21 protein-coding genes and 1 riboswitch are annotated in these 23,234 nt (G+C 53.4%); of the genes, 7 read left to right on the plus strand and 14 right to left on the minus strand.

The features are described from left to right. Positions 1–22 precede the first annotated feature (22 nt). The 3 genes from J2Z70_RS02100 to J2Z70_RS02110 form a co-directional block, all read right to left on the minus strand. Positions 23–1,753 carry an Imm51 family immunity protein gene (locus J2Z70_RS02100; RefSeq protein ID WP_209868811.1) on the minus strand — a complete coding sequence of 577 codons (1,731 nt, stop codon included), beginning with the start codon at positions 1,751–1,753 and terminating at the stop codon, positions 23–25. A 268-nt stretch (positions 1,754–2,021) separates the two neighbouring features. Beyond that, positions 2,022–2,870, minus strand: a complete 849-nt coding sequence (locus J2Z70_RS02105; RefSeq protein WP_209869326.1) for an anti-sigma factor domain-containing protein — start codon at positions 2,868–2,870, stop codon at positions 2,022–2,024. Continuing rightward, positions 2,863–3,444: an RNA polymerase sigma factor gene (locus tag J2Z70_RS02110; protein ID WP_036691711.1), complete on the minus strand. Its 582-nt coding sequence runs from the start codon at positions 3,442–3,444 to the stop codon at positions 2,863–2,865. The genes J2Z70_RS02105 and J2Z70_RS02110 overlap by 8 nt, the downstream gene beginning before the upstream one ends. A 202-nt stretch (positions 3,445–3,646) precedes the next feature. Here J2Z70_RS02110 and infC point away from each other — a divergent pair, with 202 nt between their 5' ends. Then, positions 3,647–4,165, plus strand: a complete 519-nt coding sequence (gene infC, locus J2Z70_RS02115; protein WP_209868814.1) for a translation initiation factor IF-3 — start codon at positions 3,647–3,649, stop codon at positions 4,163–4,165. A 428-nt stretch (positions 4,166–4,593) separates the two neighbouring features. On the opposite strand, the gene J2Z70_RS02120 is transcribed toward infC, so the two are convergent. From J2Z70_RS02120 to J2Z70_RS02135, 4 genes are all read right to left on the minus strand, one after another. Further along, complete coding sequence (locus J2Z70_RS02120; RefSeq protein ID WP_209868815.1) at positions 4,594–5,193, minus strand: GNAT family N-acetyltransferase; 600 nt, start codon at positions 5,191–5,193, stop codon at positions 4,594–4,596. 81 nt (positions 5,194–5,274) lie between these two features. Then, positions 5,275–6,981, minus strand: coding sequence for an ABC transporter ATP-binding protein (locus J2Z70_RS02125; RefSeq protein WP_209868817.1), 1,707 nt, complete (start codon positions 6,979–6,981; stop codon positions 5,275–5,277). 326 nt (positions 6,982–7,307) lie between these two features. Then, entirely contained in the window at positions 7,308–7,775 is a 468-nt protein-coding gene (locus J2Z70_RS02130; protein ID WP_209868819.1) for a tetratricopeptide repeat protein, read from the minus strand. An 86-nt stretch (positions 7,776–7,861) separates the two neighbouring features. Further along, complete coding sequence (locus J2Z70_RS02135; protein ID WP_209868821.1) at positions 7,862–9,100, minus strand: ATP-binding protein; 1,239 nt, start codon at positions 9,098–9,100, stop codon at positions 7,862–7,864. 224 nt (positions 9,101–9,324) lie between these two features. Here J2Z70_RS02135 and J2Z70_RS02140 point away from each other — a divergent pair, with 224 nt between their 5' ends. Both J2Z70_RS02140 and J2Z70_RS02145 read left to right on the plus strand, forming a co-directional pair. Continuing rightward, positions 9,325–10,122, plus strand: coding sequence for an AIM24 family protein (locus J2Z70_RS02140; RefSeq protein WP_036722844.1), 798 nt, complete (start codon positions 9,325–9,327; stop codon positions 10,120–10,122). Positions 10,123–10,179: 57 nt separating this feature from the next. After that, positions 10,180–11,685 (plus strand): GNAT family N-acetyltransferase, encoded by a 1,506-nt coding sequence (locus tag J2Z70_RS02145; protein WP_209868823.1) that lies wholly within the window; start codon positions 10,180–10,182, stop codon positions 11,683–11,685. A 99-nt stretch (positions 11,686–11,784) separates the two neighbouring features. On the opposite strand, the gene J2Z70_RS02150 is transcribed toward J2Z70_RS02145, so the two are convergent. Together J2Z70_RS02150 and hprK are read right to left on the minus strand one after the other, a co-directional pair. Next, a complete protein-coding gene (locus tag J2Z70_RS02150) occupies positions 11,785–12,069 on the minus strand; it encodes an alpha/beta-type small acid-soluble spore protein (RefSeq protein WP_036722845.1) in 285 nt (94 codons plus the stop codon). A gap of 72 nt (positions 12,070–12,141) precedes the next feature. After that, positions 12,142–13,059: an HPr(Ser) kinase/phosphatase gene (gene hprK, locus J2Z70_RS02155; protein WP_076080767.1), complete on the minus strand. Its 918-nt coding sequence runs from the start codon at positions 13,057–13,059 to the stop codon at positions 12,142–12,144. A 148-nt stretch (positions 13,060–13,207) separates the two neighbouring features. Here hprK and J2Z70_RS02160 point away from each other — a divergent pair, with 148 nt between their 5' ends. The 4 genes from J2Z70_RS02160 to J2Z70_RS02180 all read left to right on the plus strand — a co-directional run bounded on the left by J2Z70_RS02160 (position 13,208) and on the right by J2Z70_RS02180 (position 17,532). Next, complete coding sequence (locus tag J2Z70_RS02160) at positions 13,208–14,869, plus strand: histidine kinase N-terminal 7TM domain-containing diguanylate cyclase (protein ID WP_209868824.1); 1,662 nt, start codon at positions 13,208–13,210, stop codon at positions 14,867–14,869. Positions 14,870–15,054: 185 nt separating this feature from the next. After that, a complete protein-coding gene (locus J2Z70_RS02165; protein ID WP_245367903.1) occupies positions 15,055–16,440 on the plus strand; it encodes an S-layer homology domain-containing protein in 1,386 nt (461 codons plus the stop codon). A 7-nt stretch (positions 16,441–16,447) separates the two neighbouring features. Then, a complete protein-coding gene (locus tag J2Z70_RS33070; RefSeq protein WP_245367904.1) occupies positions 16,448–17,092 on the plus strand; it encodes a GNAT family N-acetyltransferase in 645 nt (214 codons plus the stop codon). Between the two features lie 71 nt (positions 17,093–17,163). Then, positions 17,164–17,532 (plus strand): DUF1304 domain-containing protein, encoded by a 369-nt coding sequence (locus tag J2Z70_RS02180; protein ID WP_036722850.1) that lies wholly within the window; start codon positions 17,164–17,166, stop codon positions 17,530–17,532. 37 nt (positions 17,533–17,569) lie between these two features. On the opposite strand, the gene J2Z70_RS02185 is transcribed toward J2Z70_RS02180, so the two are convergent. From J2Z70_RS02185 to J2Z70_RS02205, 5 genes are all read right to left on the minus strand, one after another. Beyond that, positions 17,570–18,391 carry a methyl-accepting chemotaxis protein gene (locus J2Z70_RS02185; protein ID WP_036722852.1) on the minus strand — a complete coding sequence of 274 codons (822 nt, stop codon included), beginning with the start codon at positions 18,389–18,391 and terminating at the stop codon, positions 17,570–17,572. Between the two features lie 341 nt (positions 18,392–18,732). After that, entirely contained in the window at positions 18,733–19,275 is a 543-nt protein-coding gene (locus J2Z70_RS02190; protein WP_209868828.1) for a DinB family protein, read from the minus strand. Positions 19,276–19,369: 94 nt separating this feature from the next. Further along, positions 19,370–20,317, minus strand: a complete 948-nt coding sequence (locus tag J2Z70_RS02195) for a helix-turn-helix transcriptional regulator (protein WP_209868830.1) — start codon at positions 20,315–20,317, stop codon at positions 19,370–19,372. Positions 20,318–20,351: 34 nt separating this feature from the next. Continuing rightward, entirely contained in the window at positions 20,352–21,728 is a 1,377-nt protein-coding gene (locus J2Z70_RS02200; protein WP_209868832.1) for an amino acid permease, read from the minus strand. A 143-nt stretch (positions 21,729–21,871) separates the two neighbouring features. Then, positions 21,872–21,951: riboswitch (glycine riboswitch) on the minus strand. A gap of 163 nt (positions 21,952–22,114) precedes the next feature. Continuing rightward, entirely contained in the window at positions 22,115–23,074 is a 960-nt protein-coding gene (locus tag J2Z70_RS02205) for a DUF5643 domain-containing protein (RefSeq protein WP_209868834.1), read from the minus strand. Between the last annotated feature and the right edge of the window lie 160 nt (positions 23,075–23,234).

The following is a 23,234-nucleotide window of genomic DNA, read 5'->3' on the forward strand; positions in this document are numbered from 1 at the left end:
TCCCGTTATTGTCTTATCCAATCTAGTCCAGCTCAGCACGCGAGAACAGATCGCGGATGAGCACATCATCCTCGCAAGCCAGCTTGAAGGCAGTGGCGAAGGCAACCAGCGCCTCACCGTCGGAGGAATAGGCGCAGTACATACCTGCCTCCGGGTCGAAGTGGATAATACCGGCCAGCTCGGGCATCTTTTCCTCCAGGAATACCGCTGCCAGCGAGCCCCAATCATATCCATTGCCCTCGAAGCCCTCCTCCTCACGTGCAGCGAATACCTCTGTCTTATAATTGCCAACGCTCAGAATGACCGACTTGCCGCCGTTATCCTGCTCCACGATTATAAAAGGCTTCAGATCTACAGCTCCCCCTATTTCTGCTTCCTTCAGCTTCTCAAGCAATTGATCCTTCGCTGTATCCGTGAACCGGAGCGTCCCCTCAGTCTCCACGATCATTTCCTGCTTAACCCGGTCATCCAGCCAGTCCGAGATGAAGCCCGGGGCATATCCGCCTGTGCTGAATTCACCGCCGAACGCGATCATTTTGGAATAAATCTCAAGATACTGGTCACGGCCCGTATTCGGGTAAGCGCTGGTATAGAGCCAGAACTGGAGATCATACATCAGGGTGGATTCTTCGTCCACATGAAGTGAGAAATGGCCCTTCTTCTCTACAATGCGGGTGCATATCTTGCGGATAACGCCCTCTATATCGTCCACTTCCGTAACCTTGTCGCACAGCTCCTGAAGCAGCGGAGAGAATGGAGCGGACGCTACCTTCTCTAAATCCTCCTGCTTATCCTCCTCCGAAGTATCGTAGACCTCCTCATTCACCAGCCCGCGAATGAAAGTCTCAAAATCCGGGGCCAGGAACGTAATCTCATAGTTGCTCTCCTGGTCCACATGAATCACCTCAGGTTCCCCTTCCGGGCCGCAGTGACGGTAATCCAGCATGATCACATCATGTCCAGCGGAAGGACAGTCGCCGAAGACCACGCCGATATCGGGGTAACCCCACTCCTCAATCATGAAGCGGCTGCCCAACTCCCCGCAGAGGGAATAGAGTTTGTCGCGGCCGATCCCGGCAATTCCCGAAATGGCGACATGATTTTCTGACCAGGAAGTGGGTTCATTCACCGGAAAACACGTATTGCGGGGAATCCCGCCGTTATGCTGCTTCATCATGGCGATGTAAGAGGCCGGCAGCTTATAACCCACTTCCTGCTCCACAGAGGCAATCAGCTCGTCACTGGGCAGCGGGGACACATACTCCTTCAAGGCATAGTCACTGTCCTCCCAGAAATCCGCGCAATAGTCGAGGAATGCACCAAGGTCTCTACCGCCACCCTCTCTATTCACCTTCAAGGCCTCCAGCGCTTCGGCGCGTCTTGCCTGCTCTCTTGTCTCACGCTGGGCGCCTTCCCGGCTCCACTCCAGCATTCTTGCGGTATCCCCGTCTCCCGGCTCCAGCTCCTCCGCACGTTCAAAGGCATGCACAGCCTGCTCATACTGCTTCAGGTGATAGTAGGAATACCCTATGCGGAATTGCCACAGCGGATCCTCCCCGCCTTCCTTGGAGATGCTGAGCAGCTGCTCCAGCGCCTGCCCATATTCACCCAGGTTATTGTAGGCTCTGCCTAATTGGCCGATACACTCATAATCTCTTGCATCCGGCGGAATCTCAAGAATACGGTCTACAATCTGCTGATATTCATCTTCTTCATGCCAACGCTTCACCTGTTCCAGCAACGCCTCATCCATGCCTTTAGCCTCCCTAATTGGACACTGCAAAACAAGCCTGTCCCCTATTCCGAAGGACTGCTTCTTGTCAGTATATTCGCTATTACCCATTCACCGGAAAATCAGGAGATTAAACAGGTCTCCGGCTACGAAGACTGACCCCCCAGCTCAAAAAAGAGGCTGCCCAGCATTGCGCAAAGCATAGAAATTCTTAACTTCGAACAAACAGCCGGGAATCATCCTCCCGGCTGTTCAGCTTCAAGTCTATTCATTTCCGCTCGCCTGCCCGCTAACCCTGCTTAATCGGCGCTGCGAGAATCATCTTCCCGCGCGGGGTAACGCCCGCACCATCCGGCTCCAGTGTAACGGCTATGGTATCATAGGCCTTCGGGTCAAAGGAATAATACAGTGCCCCGTTTCCGTCCTGTGAGATGAAGGTGCCCGCATTCACCGGCTTGTCCCCCTTGATCAGCCATACCTGATAGACCTCCGTGCCAGTAAGCTCGGGTAGCTCTTCTGCCTGAAGTACAAGATGGGTGCCGGTAGGGTCTGCGACAATTGTTGCTGTACCCTTGGCGGTAATCCCTTCTCCCGCCGGACTAAGTGCTACTGCCTCATTCACCTTAAGCCCCTGGAGCGGTCCGGTGCCGGAGGCCAGCTGCTGCTTCAGCTCAGACACATTTCCGCGCAGCTGGCCGGTGTAGACGACCAGGAGCAGTACAGCCACAGCCAGTCCAAGGCTCAGGTACCCCCAGAAGCGGGTTCTCTTGGGCTCCGGGATGTTTAATTGGGGCAAGCCCTGCTCTGCTGGAGGAGTCCTCGCTGGCTCTTGCTCCGCAGCCCGCTCTGCATCAGGCTGAATATTCAGCAGGCGGGACTCCGGCCGGGCTGCCGGTGCGCCCGCATTCCCGGACTCCAGCACCCGTGACAGGATGCGCTCCTTCATGCCGGAGGGCGGGTCTACCGGCTCAGAGGCAAGCGGAAGATGGTCCAGTACCTGCCGGTATTCCTCTACCAGCTCTCTGCATTCCGCGCATTCTGCCGCATGAGCAGCGAATTGCTGCATTTCCTCCGCCGTCAATGCGCCCAGCGTATATAATTCGGCCAATTCACAGAGTTCCTCATTGTGTTCACTCATGCGCATGATCCCTCCTTCCCCAGTGCCGTAACGATTTGTGAAGCTGCTTCATCGCCAGCCGGACTCTTCCCTTGACCGTGCCCAGCGGGATTGCCGCAAGCTGTGCTACCTCCTGCTGGGTGTAGCCCTGGTAATAGATCATATCCATTACCTGTTGCTGGTCGCGGCTTAATCCCAGCAGCGCCTCTCTGATCTGTTCCCCCGCCATCTGCAGCTCAACGAGATCCTCGGTGAGCGCGCTGTGGTCCTGAACCTGCTCCAAATTCCCGGAATCGGCGGATTGCCGCGGCAGCCTGGCGTCCCGCTTACGGAGATAATCGATCGCCAGATTGCGGGTCACCGCGAACATCCAGGTGAGCAGCTTGCCTTTGCCGAAGTCAATCTGCCCCGCATTCTTCCACAGGCGCAGGAACAGCTCCTGCATAACCTCCTCGGCAGCCATCGAATCCTTCACGATCTGGTAAGCAAAGCTATAAATGACCCGTTCATACCGGTCATAGAGCAGTTCGAGGGCATTCGAGTCTTTCTGTGCAATAAGCAGAATTAACTGCTTATCGTCAGCTGTATCATTCAATTGCCATCCCCCATTCAACAGAAAATATAGTACTGCCAGTGATTCCATGCTGACAAACCTGCGTCCACTGAGTATAACCGCTTTGCACAACCGTCTCAACCTGCCGGCCTGACGGCTGCGAGCATCCGGCAGCCGTTATTGAAGCCTTGCCCGCTTCCATATATGATAGCTATATCATATCCACAAAGGGAGGATCATTACCGTGGCCGTACTGATGAATGAACAGATTAAGGCAGCCGAGGTCGAGCTGACCGGGCTGAAGGGCGAGAAGCTCGGCACCGTATCCAGAAGCGAGGCGCTGTCCAAGGCCAGAGCCGCAGGGGCCGACCTGGTCTGCACCTCGCTGATGAGCAGCCCGCCGCCCTGCAGCCTGGTCGCCAAAGGCAAAGGCAAGGCGGCTGCGCAAGCGGCCCGCAAGAGCGATACCAGCCGCCCGCAACAAGGCGGCGGAAGCAGCCGGGAGAAGGTGAAGGAGCTGCGCTTCACCGCCCATATTGAAGAGCATGACTACGACACGAAGCTGCGTCAGGCGGACAAGCATCTGCGCTCCGGCAAGCCGGTGCAGCTCGTTGTAAAGTCCTCCGGCGCCAAGGAGGCCGCCGCTGCGAAGGCTGTGCTGGAGCGGCTCGTGGCCGATCTGAAGGAGGCCGGAACCAAGGCCTCCGGGCTGCAGACCAGCGGCAAAGGCGCACAGGTTAGAGTTAATCCACGGGCGAATTAGCTGCATCCATTAGAAGCATAGTAGAGCACCAGAGTAACATTTGTGATAGCTACTTTAACCAACCGCTTGCTAAGCGTATGCCATGCCCTGATTAGGTGCAAGCGGTATGCTTTAATTGTACTTCGTACAGCTAAATCATCAGATGTACCGCCAAATGTACAGTTAGCTGTATTTCCTACAACTAAATCGCCCAATTTACCCGGATCTCCCCCATTCGAGCAGATTTAGTTGTACAAACTACAGTTAGAAGAGGAAAATCATCCTTATCGGGGTTTTTAAATGCACGGAATACAACTATCTCTGAATGTTCAATTCGAACGTGCCAGATTCCGCCGATCAATCAAAACTACTGCATTCTATACAGCTGCATCCATCACGCATAAACGGGTGCCATCCCCCTCAGGGACGGCACCCGTTATTTGTTCCAGCTAAATTTGTTCCAGTTCCTCCAAGTCACCTTTAAGCCGCTCCACAAACCACTCCTTCCTCAGCACATGCAGCAGTTCCCCATTGCAATCCTCATAATCGCCGGTCAATCCGGCCAGCTCCTGCTCCACCCGGAAGCCCAGCTTCCGGAGCACCCCGAGCGACGCGGTGTTGCGCGGATCTGCCTTGGCATATAATTGCTCCAGTCCGATCACACCGAAGGTGTAGTCCGCCATCGCCGCAGCAGCTTCGGTAGCATAACCCCGGCCCCAGTGTTCGCGCCCGATCAGATAATACAGCTCCGCATCCGGCGCCATGAACTCCAGCACGCCGGTCCCGCACCAGCCGATCAGCCGGCCGGTAGCCTTATCGCAGACGGCGAACGAATATTTGAACGGCAGCTCGAACGGCGTATGATAGCTGAACATCAGCCAGCGGAACATCCCCTCATACTCATGCATGGACATGACCTCCATATGCATGAAGGCCAGCACCTCCGGGTTCTGCATCAGCCCGAACGAAGCCATAAGATCACTTTCCATATAGGGACGGATGATTAACCGCTCCGTTTCGAGCCTCATCCTGGACAGTACCGGATTCATAATACGCATACCCTCACCTTCAAGTTCTATCTGCCCCCAGCATAGTTCAGGCACAGGATCGTCCACAAGGTAAAAGATAGTTTAATCCGTTTGCCCCCTGCCGTTATTCCACAGCGTACGGAAGGACGGGCAGTCCCGGATCAGGGAATCGAAATCCCCTTCCCCCGCCAGTCTGCCTTGCTCCATGACCAGAATCTGGTCCACGCCGCTGATGAAATTCAGCCGGTGCGCGATAATAATGACCGTCTTATGCCTGAACTCCGCGAACACCGTCTCCATCAGGCTGCGCTCCGTAATATTATCCAGGGCCGATACCGGCTCATCGAGGATGATCAGATTCCGCTTTTGCAGGATCGCCCGGGCAAAAGCCAACCGCTGCCGCTCTCCGCCCGACAGCTTCAGCCCGCGCTCCCCAACCCGCGTCTCCAGCTTCTCCGGCAGCTCCAGTACCTTCTCCTTCAGATGAACCTTGTCCAGCACTGCATACAGCTCCTCATCCGGGACCTGCTGCTCAAACACCATGTTGCCCCGGATAGTGGTGTCGAAGATCGGACTGTCCTGCGACAGATATGAGATGTGATCATAGTAGCTGTCCAGACTCAGCTCATCAATATCCGTGCCGTCTACCAGCAACTGTCCGCCGCTTTTTTTGAGCAGGCCTGTAATCAGCTTAATGACTGTTGACTTACCGCTGCCGCTTAAGCCCACCAGGGCAACCGAGGTTCCGGGCGCGACTGAGAAAGACAGCCGGTCCAGCACCTGCACCTCTCCATAGCTGAACGATACCTCCTTGAATTCGATGCTGCCCTGTAGCTGCGCAAGCGCCTTGCCCTGCTCCAGATTCCGGTCCTCGGGGGCATTCAGGAATGCCTCGAACCGCTGATAGGTCACCCTGTTCAGCTTATAGCCGACGAATAATACGTTGAAGATGGCGATTGGCGTATAGATTTTCTCAATGAACATGAACAGCGCGACCATGACCCCGACAGAAGCCTGCCCGGAGACCACATTCTTCACGCCGTACAACAACACAATCACCTTAATGACCGTAATGAATAATTCGAATAAGGCGAAGAAGGATTCATGAATCATCTGCAGCTTCGCGCTCTGCCTGATAATCTGCTGTGCCGCCTTGTTCAGTCTGCCGATCTCCTGCGCGTACTTCTTGTTGGTGCGGAAGACGACCAGCTCCATGAAGCCGCGGACCCCATACCGGGACATAGCCTCCTGCTGCATAAGCACCGATTCCTTGATCCGGTAGAGAACTTTGAGCAGAACATTCGTTAACAGGAAGATGACCACGTACCCGCCCGCAATCACCAGCATAATTCTGAGGTCATAGTAGCTGATGAAGAGCAGGCTGAAGAGGATGGTGGGCAGCAGCTCATGCAGCGTCTTCAGGATAAAAGAGAACAGAATGCTGTTCCCGGCCGCCGCGCCGTTCTCAATCACCTTGATCATCTGGCCTGTGCCCATGTTCTGATAGGCGGAATAATCCATTCTGGAAATTTTGGATAAGGCCATAATCTTCAGTCTTTCCGTGATGCTGTTCGATAGATAGGCGCTGGGATATTCATCCGCATAATTCAGCAGGACATTCAGGCCGAGCAGTATCCCGTAGAAGATAACCCCATATAGGATTTCACGGTAGCCCGTTCCCGCCACCGCCTGATCCAGAATCCGCTGAAAGACAACAATGCCCAGACTGCTTAAGAGCTGAATGGCGAAGCCGAGACCTATATACAGAGCGGCCCACCCTCTGAGGTGGACAAGACATTTTTTTAACATGATCACAATCTCCAATCTTATTCATAAGAGTATGGCAAAAAAGCCGGGAACTCTCCTCGCCACTCCGCGCCAAAGACTCCTGCCTCAGCAGTGTAGTCTTCAAGCGGAATAACTCAGTGTCCCGGCTCACAAAGAATGACCTTCCAGGCACCGTTCAAGAATCCAGTTAGCTGTGACCAAGAGGACAGACCTCCCCCTTGGTGGCTGGTACGCGTTCTACCCAGCCCGATAACTAGTTCCTTGCGACGGTACGGAATGGCATCCATTTCACCTCTTTGATAAGATTGACTTTCATTGTATGCCTCGGCCAGACCGGCCGTCAAGCCCTAGTGCTTCGTTTCTTTTGCCGCATCCGAATCCGCATCGGGACTGGCATCTGAAGCGGAATCCGCTTCGGCAGCTTCTTCTGCATCCTCGCTCTCCTCGTCCGCAGCGGCCAGCGCCGCCTTCTCACTGCGGCTCCATTCCAGGAATTCGAGGGTATCCTGATCCTCAGGGTCCAGCTTGTTCGCCTTCTTGAACGCCTTGATCGCCTGATCGTACTCGTCCAGATAATAGTGGGCGTAGCCGACACGGAAATGCCACAGCGGGTCTTTTTTACCCTGATCTGCCGCTTTGTTGAACCATTTAAGCGCTTCCCGGTAGCGGCCCAGATTGTTGAGCGCCCGGCCCAGATGTACCGCCAGCTCTTCATCGATCAGCGGTGTCGGCACCTCTTTGATGCGGGATACGATTTCTTCATATTCGTCCGCCTCATGCCAAGCGTTCAATTGCGCGATTAATTCTTCTCTCATTGCCCATAGCCTCCCGGTTAATAGTTCCAAGTTCTCTTAGAGATACTTTATCATTTTCACACCAAGTTTCCCACTGTTGCCGTGCGCTAGGCCGGGATAATGATCCGGAAGACAGTTCCCTTGCCCTTCTCGCTGGTGACCTCAATACGCCCCTTGAGCTTGTTAATCGTGTTATAGGCCATGACCATTCCGAGCCCTGTCCCGTCTGCCTTGGTGGAGTAATACGGCTTGCCCAGCCGCGAGATCTCATCCTTGGTCATTCCGACACCGGTGTCGCGGATGGTAATGATAATATTCTGTCCGCTCGCGAAGACAGCAATAGACAGGACCGCATCGTCCACCCCATCCATCGCTTCAATCGCATTCTTGTACAGATTAATCAGGCATTGCTGCATCTCATTACTGTCATAATGGGTGCTAAGCGGGTTGTTGAAGCTGAATTCAACCGCAACCTTGTGGATCGTGGCATACGGCAGGATCACATTCTTGGTGTATTCACATTCAGCCATCAGGTTGGAGTAGACCCGGCTCTCCGACTGCGGCTTGGCAAAAGACAGATAATCGCTGATAATCTTCTCCGCCCGGTTCAGCTCCAGCAGTGACAGCTCAACATACCCCTTCTCCTCCGGGGAGAGGTTCTTGGAGAGATTCAGCAGCTGCAGGAAGCCGCTGGTCACGGTTAACGGATTGCGCATCTCATGGGAGACACTGGCCGCCAGCTCACTGACCACATTCAGCCGCTCCGACTGCATAATCCGCTCACGGTTCCTGAGATTCGCCAGGATCTGCTCCAGCAGGATCATTAGGATCGCCATGACCACCGCGTGCGTAGTTAAGGCATAGAAGGCAAGCGTCCAGAACTGGGTATCCAGCTTATTCATGATCTGGCCCAGAATGATCAGATAACAGCCCATCGTCAGGACCGCGATAGAGGTAGCCCACAAGATCCGTCCCTTGGGCTTAGAACGGAGAAATCTGGCGCTTATGGAAGGAACCAGAATGAGGACTGCTGTCGAAAAAAGTAAAGATTGGACGGTTCCCTCACCGCCTATGTAGAAACGGTACACATTCAGAATCACATATAAGGGCAGGGTATGTTTGTACCCTCCATACAAGGCCGCAATCACAAACGGAACATACCGCAAGTCAAAGATGAACCCGGTCTCCAGCCGGATCGGCTTGGCGATACACAGGATCATGGTGGCGGCGATGAGCAGTACAAGAATCTTATGATTGTAGGCGTGGGGCCTGTTCTCGAAGAAAATCAGAAATATCAGCACCGGAAACAGCATAAACAAAAAATTGAGCAGCAGCGTCTCAAACAAGGCTAACTTCCTTTCGGTTCTAATGCTGGTGTCAAGAGATACGTTTGTATTCTGAGCACTATACTTAGAACATTACGCTAACCTGATATTAGAAGTAAAGGAATTATTGTATGCGTTTTTTCTCCCGGAATTCAAGGAACCCCGCGAGAAGTGTCGAATACGTATGCTTTGAAGGCATGATGCACAGCATTGCATAACTACAGCAACCGAAGGAGCGGGTATCGATGGCTTTTACCATTAATAATCTGAAGGACAATTCCAACGTAATCATTAAAGAGCAGCTAGGCGGCTTCAGCATCATCGAATACAAAGAGGATCTCAGCACCACTACCCGGTATGAAGCAGAGACCAACTTCTTCATGAGCAAGAGCAATATGCGCAACAAGCAGCTGATGATTGAGCTGAATAACAATGAGGTGATGCTGAGCGCCGGAGCCATGCAGTATATGATCGGCAATATCGAGATGACCTCCGGCATCAAAGGCGTAGGAGGACTAATGCGTAATATGCTGTCCGGGGCGGCAACCGGAACCAGTGCAGTCAAACCGCTCTACAAGGGAACCGGAACCATCCTGCTGGAGACCACCTACAAATACCTCTGGCTGATTGATGTGGACAACGACCATATCGTAATCGATGACGGCATGTTCCTGGCTTGTGAGACTACGCTCGACATCTCCGTTGCGGCACGCAAAAACATCTCCTCTGCCGTCCTCGGCGGTGAAGGGCTGTTCAACCTTAGCGCGCGCGGCAAAGGGATTCTTGCCCTCGAAGCTCCCATTCCTTCCGAGGAAGCTGTCGTGGTCGAGCTGCAGAATGATGTGCTGAAGGTGGACGGGAACTTCGCTCTCATGTGGTCCAACTCTCTGGACTTCACGGTCGAGAAATCAGGCAAGACCCGTCTGGGCTCCGCCGCCTCAGGCGAAGGCCTGGTCAACGTGTACCGGGGAACCGGCATGGTCTGGCTGGCCCCGCTCATGAATTACAGAAACAGTTTGCTTCAGGGCACGCCTACTTCTTAATAATGCTGGGGTACCGTCCCACCCGCATGAACCCAATCGAAAGGAGGCCCTGTCTTTATGTCCATTCAAGCTGTGCTGTTTGATTTCGATGGAACTCTGGCAGACACCCTGCCGTTATCCTTTCGTGCCTTCCAGGCTGTATTTAAGCAATACGACCAGAGAGAGGTCACCCGCGATGAGCTTGTCGCGATGTTCGGTCCCACCGAGGAAGGCATCATCGGCGGAAATTTCACAGATCCGGCTTCGGTTCCACAAGCAATAGAGGATTATTATTCAATATATAAGCAGGGGCATTTCGAAGAATTCCAGAATAATGAGCACATCCTTGGATTACTTCAAGCCTTGAAGGCTCAGGGAATGAAGCTTGGAGTCATTACCGGTAAAAGCAGACGGGCCTATCACATATCGGCCGGAGCGCTGGATCTGGAGCGTTTCTTCGATATCTCGATTACCGGCGATGATGTGGCAAAGCCAAAACCTGATCCCGAAGGTATACATTCGGCATTGCGAACACTGGGCATTGAACCATCCCAGGCCATATTCGTAGGGGACAGCAATGCGGATATTCTCGCAGGCAAGGCTGCCGGAATGAAGACCTACGCTGTCCGCTGGCTACCCACCTTCCAAAGTCAGGCTTATGATCTTGCGCCGGACGGCATTCTGGAGAATGTTGCGGAGTTCCAGCGGCTTCTCCAATTGAATAACATTATACCAATGACCTACCATTCCAAGCAGCAGGCAGCGGACATTAAAGCGTTGGAGCAGCAGTGCAGCCAGGCCGATTCTATCCAATTAAGCTCAGACCTGGAGCATCTCGTCAAGGAAGACGGCGACCATGCCCTGCTCTGCTACCGCGAGGATCAGATCATTGGCCTGCTTAGCTGGTTCGCTGCGGACAGTGATTATGCGCAGATCAATGCCATGGTCCATCCGGATTACCGCCGGCAAGGTGTGTTCCGCAGCCTTGTGAAACGTGCCAGAGCAGACATTGAGCCTCTTGGCGTACACCGGCTCAGCTACAAAATTCCCGCCGGCTCGCAGACAGGACTATTGGCGGCGCAGGCCCTGGGCGGGGATTTTGACCGGTCAGAATACGCCATGTCCTACGCCGGTATGAATTCCGCCAGCCCGCTTCCTTCAGAGCTAATCCTGCTTCCCGCTGCGCCAGAGGATTTCGAATTCACGGTCTCCTGCTCCTCCCAGGCCTTCGGAGAACCGGAAGACGATACGCGCAAGTACTTCACACAGACGGATGAGCCAGAGCGGATAACGTATATCGCTTGGACAGGGAGTGAACGAATCGGCCTGATCCGGGTCAACTATATCAATGAGGATACGGCTTTTATTCATAATTTCTGTATCCTGCCTTCCTATCAGGGGAAGGGGGCTGGCGAAAAGGTACTAAGACAGACCGTCGGTATCCTGTCGCAGAAGCCCTACCCGGTTATTCGCCTAAGTGTTGTCACCGGGAATGTCCGGGCGCTGAATCTCTATCTCCGTGCCGGATTTAAGATTAATTCAGAGTATAAATATTACAGCGGCAGCCTGTACCTTGAACCGTAATTGCAGCTTTAACTACAGTCAGCACATGCCAAAAAAGATCCTCTTTCTGATTGAGAAAGGGGATCTTTTGCACGCGGGCACATATATCTTATATCGCATCTATGACTTCTGCTTACCCGCCAGCTGCTCCTGTGCCAGACGCACCATCTCACGAACCATGGAGCCTCCGATGCGGCCGCCAATCTGTCCCGCCGACTCAGTCGTCAGCTTGCCGTTATTTCCGGCCTGCAGCGGAATGCCCAGTTCCTTCGCCACCTCGTATTTCACATCGTCCGGGTGATTCGGATCTACGTGATATCCTTCCTGCCTCATAACCTCCGCTTTGAATGTCTGCATTCCCTGGGCGGAACCTGGTACAGCATATTTTCTGCTTCTTCTCGCCATTTAAGGACACACTCCCTTGCTGTCTTTCCCCTAAGTTGCCCAGGAGTGTGGACCTTCATTCCCTGTCGTCCTTTAAGACTGCATCCCGTCCTCAATCCGCTGCATGAATTCTTCCACCGCGCTGTAGCCCAGCTGCTTGAGATACCAGTTGTTCGCAGCCGCTTCAATCAAACCGGCTACATCGCGGCCCGGCTGAAGCTGGACCTCGATATGCGGGATTTGCACCCCGAGATATTCGGTGAACTGGGGCACCAGCTCCAGCTCATTGTTGAGCGAATTCTCCTGCCAGGGGGCAAGCTCGATATCGAGCACGATCCGCGTCTCATCCTGGAACGCCCGCCGCCCATACTGCCGTACGACGTTGATCAGGCCGATGCTGCGCAGGGCCAGGAATTCACGTGTGGTCTCATTATGGGTCCCGAGGAGAGTCGCCGGACCCAGCTTCTTCAGCACCACAATATCATCAGCCACGAAGCGGTGGCCCCTGCGGATCAGCGTATGCGCCGTCTCGCTCTTGCCGATCCCCGACTTGCCCCGCAGCAGAATTCCTATTCCCGATACGTTAACGCATACCCCGTGGATAGACAGTTCGGGCGCCAGCGTCTTCACCAGGAAGCTGTCCAGCTTGGCGATGAACTCGGTGGTCACCTCCGGCGTCCGCAGCAGCGGAATGCCTTCCTGGTCACAGAACAGCGTCAGGTAAGGAATCTCCTGCTGGCCGCTGGTCACGATGAAGCAGGGCGGATGGTATTTGACGATGTTGCCGATATGCAGCATCCGCTCCTCTACACTCAGCGTTAACAGGTAGTTGATCTCTTTACGTCCAAGGACCTGCACCCGCTCCATCGGAAAAAAATCAAAATAACCGACAAACTCCAGACCCGGTCTGTGCGTCCTTGGACGGGTGATGTTCCGGTCCATCCGGCCCGCTCCGGCGAGCACCTCCAGATGGAATTTCTCTACAAGACTCTGCACGCTGATAGATTTCATGTGATCCCCTCACAATCCAATATTTTCCGATAGATTTATCTAAAAATCTTGTAATCTGCACACGCTAATTATATATTAAAAACAATATATAAGACCTAAGACCCACAAAAATCAATAAATACTATTAAAATCAAGAAGGTGTAACATATTGGCTTTAGCTTCTTGGATTGACCTGATTATGTGCTTCCTTCTGTTCCTGCTGCTCATCTATATCGTGGCTACGGTCACCATTACCAAGCTGCACAAGGTCTATTTAGGGTTCCATTTCTCCATGCTGATCTGGCCCTACTGCCAGTTTGCCATAAGAACCGTGGATGATCCTCTCTATCAGCTCTTTTATGTGAAGCTTGCCTTCGTGGATGCTTCTCTGCTGGGCCTGGGCTGGATCTTCTTCACGATTCTGCTTGCGGGACAATCCCAGTTCCTTAACAGAAAAATAGTGTCCGCGCTGGTCATCCCTGCAGTACTGACCTCCCTTGGAGTGGTGCTCAATCCTTATGGATGGTTCGTCCGTCCGGTGAACGGAGGGTATGTGGAGCGCATCTACGGACCTATTTTCTGGATCAGCATGACCTTTCTTGTCATTAACGCCCTCGTGTCCATGTATGTCATCTACGTGGCTCTGACCTCTAATCAGGCTGCACGGGTCAAGAATCAGGTTATGTATATGCTCAAAGGCATTACAGCCCTATGCGTCTTCCTTATGATCGATGTGCTTCTCAATGTCATTCTGGATGACTATCTGCCGGTAATTCCGGGCTTCACTTCGCTGGGTATCGTGGTGTCGGCTACGTTCTTTGTGATTACGATCCACCAGGACAAAGTATTCGATATCGTAACTATCGCCCATCAGGATATTATCAATACCATGGAATACGGAATTCTCGTGCTGGATGACCAGGAGCAAGTGGTAGAGATCAATCATGCCCTGCATCCCTATATCCCGCTTGTGACGGGTGCGGCGTTCAACATGAGCAGCTATCTGCCGGATGACCCTGCCATGAAGATCGAGTCCTTCCTTGAGAAATACCATGAGCATCCGCTGGAGACGGCCGAGCTGGAAATTCTGCATCCCCTTATCCAAATGGTTGTCAGTATTCATGCAGCACCCATTATGGTGAGCGGCAGCCGGGTCGGACGGATTGTCACCTTCCAGAATGTTACCGAGATCCGGCGTCTCATCGATGAGACGAACCAGCAGAATGCCATCCTGAAGGAACGCAACGACTCGCTGGTGAAGGTACAGGAGGAGCTGTTCCAGACGAACGGTAAGCTGAGGAAGCTGGCCATCACCGACAGCCTGACCGGCTGCTACAACAGGCATTATCTGATGCAGCAATTGGAGCAGGAGGCGCTGCGGGTCAGCGACACCCGGACACCTTCGACTATTATACTGATCGACATCGATTTTTTCAAAAAAATCAACGACCAGCACGGCCATCTGGCCGGAGATATGGTCCTGTGTAACACAGTGGAGCTGCTGCAGCGCAGCCTGCGGCCCTCCGATATTCTGGCCCGCTACGGCGGAGAGGAATTCATTATCTATTTGCCGGATACGAATGGAGCCGAGGCGCGCCGTCTGGCCAAGCAGCTGAAATCCGAGGTTGAGCACAATACTATCCACATCGATTATATCGATGAGCCTGTCTCCATCACCATCAGCATGGGACTGCTCAGCATCGCTGAATTCAAGATCCCGCCTGCCATCGAGGCGAACACCTACTTGAACGACCTGTTCAAGTCTGCCGACAAAGCCCTGTACGCCGCCAAGCATCAGGGCCGGAATCAGATTGTTGCGGCGGAGGTTTAATTGGATGTTATCTTATCCTTGTATCATGAGCACTAGCCGCATAGGCAGTGCTTTTTTTTGCGTTTATTTATGATTTTGATTATTTTATTTTTGCTGGAACCTTTTTGACTAAGCCGCCGTCTATGATCACAAATAAACCACAAACTACTCTTACGAGGTGACTGGACATGAAGAATACATTCAAGATGATAACCCTATCCGCAGCCGCCGCTCTGGCGCTCAGCTTCACAGGACAACAATTCGCCTCGGCCGCAGCCTTCAAGGATATCCATAACGTGCAGGATAAAGACAAAATTATTGCCCTTCAGAACAGCGGCCTGATCAAAGGCATTAGTGCAGATCTGTTCGGCCCGAACCTTAGCATCACAGCAGCCCAGGGGGTGCAGATGATCGTGAGTGCGCTTGATCTGAATCTGAATGCGATCCGGTTCGTGAAGGAGCCGCATGCCACCGACTATTTCAAGAATGCCCATGACTCCGCCTGGTACGCACAGGCGCTGATTATTGCCGGTGTGCATGGTCTGGACCTGCCTGCCGATCTGAAGCCTGGTGAGAAGCTGACCCGCGAAGAATTCACCTACCAGCTTATTGATGCGATGGAGAACACGAACCGCCTGCCGATGATTAAACCGGTGGTAGTGGAGTACGCCGACCAGGATCAGGTGAAGGTGGAATACTCCGGTGCCCTGCAGCGTGCGCTGAATTACGGTGTCCTGAAGCTGGATGGCAGCGGCAAGCTTAACCCGAAGCAGGAGATCACCCGCGCCGAAGCGGCAGTCGCCATCAGCAATGCGCTCGCTTATCTGAAGGCCCATCCAGCCCCTGCTGCCGCGGATGAGGTCCTGACCGCAGAACAAGCTGTGCAGGTGATTAAAGAAGCAGTCGGTCCTGAAGCCGGCCTGCAGATCAAGATTACTCCGGCGGCCAGCATGTCACGTGAAGCCTTCACGTATCTGTTAATCCATACCTTACAGACCAGCGGGCAACTGCCGATGATTAATGTCATTCCAGAAGACGTGAAGGACGGCGATCAGATCGACATCCTGAACTCGGGAGCTATCCAGACCGCCCTTGCCCTTGGCTTCGTGGAGCTGGATGCCGACGGGAACTTCAATCCGAAGGCGGCAATTACCCGCCCTGAGGCTGCTTCCATCGCCGGAAATGCCGTGAATTATCTGAAGGCCCATCCGGCACCCGGTGCTGTAAGCAAGACAATCACCGCAACCGAGGCCGTCCAGTTCATCAAGGACGCTGCCGGACCTGAGGCGAATCTGCAGATCAAAATCGATCCGAATATGAGCGTAACCCGCGAATCTTTCACGTATCTGCTCATTAACACGCTCCAGACCAACGGCCAACTGCCGATGATCAAGCTGATCCCGGTGGAGATCAAGGATAATGACAAGATCAATATCCAGAACTCGGGAGCCATTCAGACCGCGCTTGCCCTCAAGATCGTGAAGCTGGATCAAGACGGAAGCTTCCGTCCCCAGGACGGCGTCACCAGCGCTGACGCAGCGGCAATGGTCAGCCAGGTGAAGGCCATCCTGAGCGGAAAGTCTGCGAAGTAAGCAACATATGCGATTTATCTTACCCCTTCTGCAAACATGCGGGAGGGGTTTGTGCTTTGTTTTACAGCAGCAGCACCATCAGATCCTCGTCCAGATACTCGTCTTGGATGGGGAGCAGAGGCTGGCAGGAATGGCAACCTTGTTCCGGGAGAGCAGGCCCAAGATTCAGCACAAAGCTAATGTCTATGCAGTATATGTAGATCCGGCTGCCCGCAAACATGGCGTGGGCCGCGCGCTGATGCTGGAGCTGATTGCGCGGGCGAAGGGCGCGCCGGGGCTGGAGCAGCTTACGCTGACCGTAACCTCAAGTAATCTGTCTGCCAAAAGGCTCTACGAATCCCTTGGATTCGTCTGCTACGGCACAGAGCCAAGGGCGATGAAGCTTGACCAGGGTGAAATGCTCATCGGAGGAATCCAGCCTAATCCGGGTAGTCTCGATAGACAGCTTCGCTTCCGATTCATAAGAGCTAAGGAAAGCTTCCGGGTGCTGCTGCAGCGACTGCAAACGAAGCTCCCGGTAGCTTTCGGCGTCCGAGGGGGCCAGTGTTCTGATGTACATTTCCTTCCTCCCTTACAATATGGATGCAATAAATTGACAAAAGGCAAGTATTTGGTTATATTTAGGTTTGTAAAATTATATTTTGCACAATGAAAATCCATGAGACACTAACGTCACAGATTCACATTACTTAAATTCCTATCACTTGAAAAGAGGGACTTCTTATGATGACTGTAAGTTTGATTCTTGTTGCCTTAGTAGCACTAGAGCATGTGTACATACTTGTACTGGAGATGTTCCTGTGGACCACTCCGAGAGCACAGAAGGCGTTCGGATTGACCCCCGCCTTCGCACAGGAGACGAAATCGCTGGCAGCCAATCAGGGCTTATATAACGGCTTCCTTGCAGCCGGTCTAATCTGGGGGCTACTGCATCCAAGCGCTGACTTCGGGTACCAGCTGCAATTGTTCTTCCTGATCTGCGTGGCGGTTGCGGCCATCTACGGCGGACTTACCTCCAAGCGATCCATCCTGCTGATGCAAGGCCTCCCGGCCTTTCTGGCGCTGGCGGCCACATTGATCGCACATCTGTAAAATTCGCGGACCGATGCAGGCAGCTTCCTCTCAAGCCTTACAGCTTCTGCGCGAACTCGTTCAACTGCTCAGACATTGCCCGGATCTCCTCAATGAAGCTGGAGATCTCATGCGTGGAAGCCGCCTGCTCCTGCCCGACGGACGCAATCTGGCCTATGGCTTGACTGATCCCTTGCATAGCCGACTGAATCTCACTCAGGGTATCCCTGATCCGCTGCGCCGATTGCTCGGTTTCCTTCGAGAATCTGCGGATCTCCTTAGCCACAACGTCGAAGCCCCGGCCCCGCTCCCCGGCATGGGCGGCTTCAATCGCCGCGTTAATGCCAAGCAGGTTCGTCTGGTCGGCCACCTTCCTCAGCACCGCCAGAACCTCACTGCTTTTACGGACACTATAAGCCGTTGCATCCGATTGAATCAGCAGCTTCTGCGAATAATCGGCAAGCAGGCCTGAGCCGTCCGCGACCTGGCTAATCCGCGCATTGGCCTGATTCAGGGACAGCGCCATCCGGTCCGCGATCTCCCGCAGCTCCGTCTGCCTGCGTACCTGAATACATACCGCCCCACAGACCTCCTCATCCTCCCCATGTACCGGCAGAACCGTACCCACAAATTCATACCCGTAATATTCCCTGGGGACATTAGCCACCGAGTATTCATCCTGCTTCAGCGCATGATACAGAGGCTCGTCTGCCTGAATGATCTGCCCTGCCCGGATGCCCAGATCAATGGAATCACCGGGGTAATAGGCAAGGAACTTCTCTGTGTCGCAGATGGCAATTGAGATATCGTAAGGAAATGCAGCTTTCAGAATGGGTGCCAGATTCATTAGTTCTTCAAGGGAGCGGACGATGTTTTTCATAGATGCGGTTCTCCTTCTATTTCAGGTAGCTTCACGGTACAGTGAAATCTTGAGTTAAGTTCGACATTTTGCGACAAACCTCCTTTATTCAAAAATGAATAATTAAAAAATGATTTATAAGCACAGCATCAGCCTGACGTTGAAGGATGCGGGTGCTTCAAGCGGTATCCCCATTTTCTCGCCTGCCTGCTGGCGTGACCATTGTGGTCGGTTTTTCGACCACATTGGGCCCGTGCGCCTTCGGTGTGACCAGTGTGGTCGGTTTTTCAACCAAAAAAGCCGGAACCCGTCAGTCTATTGCTGACAGGCTTCGGCTTTCCTTCGCTCATTGCGGCTTAACTCTATTGTACTCCTGCCCCTATTGCATCCTTCAACCGGTCCAGCTGCAGCAAGTGATGGCGGTAGTGCATCTCGATCAGCAGATACCATTCTGCTGCATTCAAAGGGCCGAAGCGGGGATGAGGGACAGTGCTGTGCTCAGGTGCCTGCGCAAGCTTCGGCAGGGTCTCCCGCATACGGTCCATCACGGTGTGCAGACCCTGGATCAGCTGCTCCTTGCTCTCCGGCTGTACCGGCGTATACTGCGGTGACGGCGGAACATGAACGCGTACAGGCGGGAAGCTGCCCCCGGCAAAAATCGCTTTACCATCCGGGGTCATCTCTGCTTCATTCCCCGCCGCTTCCCCGTTCCCGGCCAGACACTGATCGATATTACGGAGCTGCATGTACAGCGCCGATTGTATCAAATGCTGGACCATCTGCCCGAGAGACCACTCTCCCTCGGCAGGCTGCCGCAGCAGCTGCTCCATACTGAAGATATCTAATTCCATAAGATAGTGATGGGCAGTCTTCTCAAACTGCTGTAAGGCTTCTGTTGTCTTCATATTCATATTCATATTCTTATTCATAATATTCAGGCAGCTCCTTTATTCTTAAGGTCTGTTCTGAATATACACAACTTCTCCTGACAACGTTATGTCAGTAGCGTTCCAGCATTCTCGCCGCTTCCTCCCGCACAAGCCTCCGCAAGGCTTCCGGCTCCAGGACAACCGCCCCCGCTCCCCAGCCAAGCACCCATTGCAGCAGGTCCTCGGGCTGGCGCACGCGGAAGGTCATAAGCCTGCCGTCTGCCCGGTCCTCCACTGCCTCCAGATAAAAGTTACCCGATTCAGCCGCCTTGCCCGCGATCTCCGGCTGAACCAAAATGCACACGCGTACATGGCGGTCATCCTCCGGCTGGTACTCGTGCAGATCGAAATCCGCAGGCACTTCGAACCGGTCACCCAGAACGGTAAGCCCGCTCATTCTGGATAACCGGAAATGACGGATCTCCTGCCGCAGCCAGCACCAGGCGACCAGGGTCCAGGCGCCTCTGTTCAGGACAAGTCCATACGGCGAAGCGGTTCGGACACTCCGGTGACTTCCGTCAGCTTCCTGTCTGCCCTTCGTATACCCGAAGCTGATCTTCCGCTGCTCCAGAATCGCGCGGCGGATCTGCTCCATGTACTCCTTCTCCTGTCCTTGCAGCTTATCTTTACTGGTATTCAGCAGCAGGATGCTCTGGCGGAGCCGGGCGGTATTCTCCTTGACATCCTCCGGGAGAACCGCTTCAATCTTCCTCCCTGCTGCGGAGGCCTGGTTACCATACTGAGTGTCGAACCGCTGCTCCACGAAATCCGTCCCGATCAGCAGGGTCACTGCCTCCTCGGCGGTGAAGCTGACCGGGGGGAGGAAATACCCTTTTACCAGTGAATATCCCTGACCCGTAGCTCCTACCACCGGCACTCCGGCTTCACTAAGCGCCTGGATATCGCGGTAGATGGTTCTTACGCTAGTCTCGAAGACGGACGCCAGATCCTCTGCCCGTACGACCCCTTTGCGCTGCAGCTCCAGTACGATGGCTAACATGCGGTCTGTCTTGTTCATGCGGCGGCTGCACCCTCTTCATCCTGAAATCAGTTTATGTATTGATTATACTGATTTCCTGTTCACTTTTCTCCTTACGGCTTCTAATGGAATACAGAACGAACAGCAGGATGAACCAGAGCGGGGTGAACAGCAGCGCCGGACGGGTCTCGGCAGCAAAGAGCATGATCACAAGAATGGCGACGAACAGCGTCAGGACGGCATAGTTAATTACCGGGGTGAACGGCGCTTTAAATTTGGAAGCGGCATGTAAGTCCGGGCGGTTCCTTTTATACTTGATATGGCAGACCAGCACAACGCCCCAGACCCAGATGAAGCAAATGGCGCTGATCGTAGTCACGATGCCGAAGGCCTGACCCGGAATAAGCTTGCTGAGCAGTGCCCCGGCAGAGATCACCAGCGTGGAGAGGAATAAGGAATTCGCAGGCACATGATTCCGGTTCAGCTTGCCAAGCTGAGGCGAGGCCTGATTCCGTCTGCTCAGATTGTAGAGAATCCGGCTGGTCGAGAACATCCCGCTGTTGCAGGCGGAGGCTGCCGAGGTTAAGACCACGAAATTGATAATCCCCGCAGCAACCGGAATCCCGACCAGACTGAAGGTGCGCACGAACGGACTTTCAGCCGCGCTAAGCTGGGTCCAGGGATTAATGCACAGCAGCACGAAGAGCGCGCCGACATAGAAGAAGAGAATCCGCAGCGGAATTTTGTTGATCGCGGACGGGATGTTTTTCTCAGGATTAGCCGTCTCCGCTGCCGATACCCCCACCAGCTCCACGCCGACATAGGCGAATACCACCATCTGAAAAGAGAACAGGAAGCCCTTCACCCCGTTCGGGAACACGCCCCCGTGCTCCCAGAGATTGCGGACCGACACTGAGCCTGCATCTGTCTTGAACTGGGTTACCAGCAGGACAATCCCCAGGCCAATCAGAGCCAGAATCGTAACCACCTTGATCAGAGCAAACCAGAATTCGAGTTCGCCGAAGCTTTTGACCGTGAGCAGATTGAGTCCGAGCAGAATGATCAGGCAGATCACGGCCGGTACCCACTGCGGAATATCGAACCAGTACTGCACATAGACGCCCACCGCAATCACATCGGCCATCGCCGTCATAATCCAGCAGAACCAGTAGGTCCAGCCCGTAATGAACGCCGCCCGCGGCCCCAGGTAATCCTCAGCAATGTCTGTAAAAGACTGATACCCCGCCTTGGAGAGCAGCAGCTCCCCCAGCGCCCGCATCACAAAAAACACGGCAATCCCCACGATCAGATACGTGAGCATGATGGAGGGCCCGGCCTGCTGAATAGCTTTGCCCGATCCCAGGAATAAACCTGTGCCAATCGTACCTCCGATGGCGATAAGCTGGACGTGCCGGTTTGCAAGCTCTCTTTTTAATTCTGTCTGTGCCATACCTGTTTCCCCCTTAGTGTATATGACGCTGTCCTGCCGGGTAACGCAAAAAGGAGACTGGATATCATCCAATCTCCCGGTTCATAAGAAGTTCCAAATAAGCTTCTGCAGCAGCGGCTAATCCGCACGGCAAAAAACAAATTCGGTACTCTTCTGTCCTTTTGCCTGAGATTGTGAACCCTTCGGCGCTGCGGTTCCCCGCAGTCTCTCCAGAAGCTGCTCCTGCTGTAGTGTGATCCACAGCAATCATAGCTTGCTAATATTTAATTTTATGAAGCTGGCCTCATGTAAATATTTTTCAATTCTATGCACAGTCCAGACTTCTGTCAATATCATTTGTTACTCTCGTGGTCATCGCCGGGTGTCCTGCACTGCTTCATTGCCCGTTATTTAACCGTAATTTTGGTTTCAAGGTCTTTATAATAAGTTTTAGCCCATTGGCCCTGCTTGTCTTTGAACATCTTCCCGCTGGCATCTTTGGAATACGTAAAAGGCTTAACGCTAATGGACTTTGGAACGGCTGGGAATGCACTATAGTTCTGTTCCTCGGTACCGCTTGTTTTAACCTTCTCAAACGGCTTGCCCCACGGCGAGACCACATTCCCCTTCTCATCCACAAGATCATATAGCATTCTTTCCGGGTTGTTCACTTTGGACTTGGCCGCTGCCGGAACTTCCCCCTTAAAGGTCACCTGCAGAGACATCGTTAACGCGGTCATCTCGAAGGAATTCACCGTATAATTGAATTTGTTGTTCTTCTTGGAGACGCCCGGCTTCAGGCTTAACAGGGTCCCCAGCTTGTTCACTTGAACTTTGAAAATAAACGGCTCCTTCACCCCGTTGGCGTATGCCTTCAGCGTCAGGTCGAATTTATCCGGGATTTGCTGCTTCATCGCTCCCTTACTCAAATAGATCAAGGCTGTGTCCGTATCTTCCAAATTGGGAATGATGGAAGTATCAAACAGCAGCTTTTTCCCATTGATCAACACGTCCACATTCCTGGTCTGGTCCATGAAAGAACCGTTCTTGCCCACCGTCCCTCCCTCCTGCCGGATACCTGCGACAAGCTCGTTATTGTCATAGATCAGATCGGTTAGAGTCAGGGTCACCCCTTCCTGGGTCACGGTCTGATTCGGGGCAGCAGCAAGCCCCTTCTGGACAAGCGCCTTCAGCACGGTGCTGTCACTGACCGCAAACACGCTGCCAGCCTTAGCATCCTTATTGACATTGACTGCCGCCGCTACGGGTACAGTGAATCCCCCGCCGACAACTGTCCCTCCTAGTACAGCGGTTACTGCTGTTGCTATCATTGCTTTCTTCATCGTATTTAAGCTGATCGAGTACATAGTTTCTCTCCTTTGCTGATTAAGAATATACAGGTATAACGTTCCCCTGCTGCTATTTTGTGACAGGAGCGCAGAATAACATCCTACGTGCACAAAGTCATTTTTGAATAAACAGGGTCATTTGCAAGAGAGAATTCGGTTCATCCGCTCTACTATAATA

Source organism: Paenibacillus silagei, assembly GCF_017874735.1.
Classification (GTDB): domain Bacteria; phylum Bacillota; class Bacilli; order Paenibacillales; family Paenibacillaceae; genus Paenibacillus_AQ; species Paenibacillus_AQ silagei.

Coding starts and splice junctions, on each gene's coding strand:
- J2Z70_RS02100 (WP_209868811.1), bottom strand. CDS start 1,753: ATGGATGAGGCGTTGCTGGAACAGGTGAAGCGTTGGCATGAAGAAGAT.
- J2Z70_RS02105 (WP_209869326.1), bottom strand. CDS start 2,870: ATGAGTGAACACAATGAGGAACTCTGTGAATTGGCCGAATTATATACG.
- J2Z70_RS02120 (WP_209868815.1), bottom strand. CDS start 5,193: ATGAATCCGGTACTGTCCAGGATGAGGCTCGAAACGGAGCGGTTAATC.
- J2Z70_RS02125 (WP_209868817.1), bottom strand. CDS start 6,981: ATGTTAAAAAAATGTCTTGTCCACCTCAGAGGGTGGGCCGCTCTGTAT.
- J2Z70_RS02130 (WP_209868819.1), bottom strand. CDS start 7,775: ATGAGAGAAGAATTAATCGCGCAATTGAACGCTTGGCATGAGGCGGAC.
- J2Z70_RS02140 (WP_036722844.1), top strand. CDS start 9,325: ATGGCTTTTACCATTAATAATCTGAAGGACAATTCCAACGTAATCATT.
- J2Z70_RS02145 (WP_209868823.1), top strand. CDS start 10,180: ATGTCCATTCAAGCTGTGCTGTTTGATTTCGATGGAACTCTGGCAGAC.
- J2Z70_RS02150 (WP_036722845.1), bottom strand. CDS start 12,069: ATGGCGAGAAGAAGCAGAAAATATGCTGTACCAGGTTCCGCCCAGGGA.
- hprK (WP_076080767.1), bottom strand. CDS start 13,059: ATGAAATCTATCAGCGTGCAGAGTCTTGTAGAGAAATTCCATCTGGAG.
- J2Z70_RS02165 (WP_245367903.1), top strand. CDS start 15,055: ATGATAACCCTATCCGCAGCCGCCGCTCTGGCGCTCAGCTTCACAGGA.
- J2Z70_RS33070 (WP_245367904.1), top strand. CDS start 16,448: ATGCGATTTATCTTACCCCTTCTGCAAACATGCGGGAGGGGTTTGTGC.
- J2Z70_RS02180 (WP_036722850.1), top strand. CDS start 17,164: ATGATGACTGTAAGTTTGATTCTTGTTGCCTTAGTAGCACTAGAGCAT.
- J2Z70_RS02185 (WP_036722852.1), bottom strand. CDS start 18,391: ATGAAAAACATCGTCCGCTCCCTTGAAGAACTAATGAATCTGGCACCC.
- J2Z70_RS02190 (WP_209868828.1), bottom strand. CDS start 19,275: ATGAAGACAACAGAAGCCTTACAGCAGTTTGAGAAGACTGCCCATCAC.
- J2Z70_RS02195 (WP_209868830.1), bottom strand. CDS start 20,317: ATGAACAAGACAGACCGCATGTTAGCCATCGTACTGGAGCTGCAGCGC.
- J2Z70_RS02200 (WP_209868832.1), bottom strand. CDS start 21,728: ATGGCACAGACAGAATTAAAAAGAGAGCTTGCAAACCGGCACGTCCAG.
- J2Z70_RS02205 (WP_209868834.1), bottom strand. CDS start 23,074: ATGTACTCGATCAGCTTAAATACGATGAAGAAAGCAATGATAGCAACA.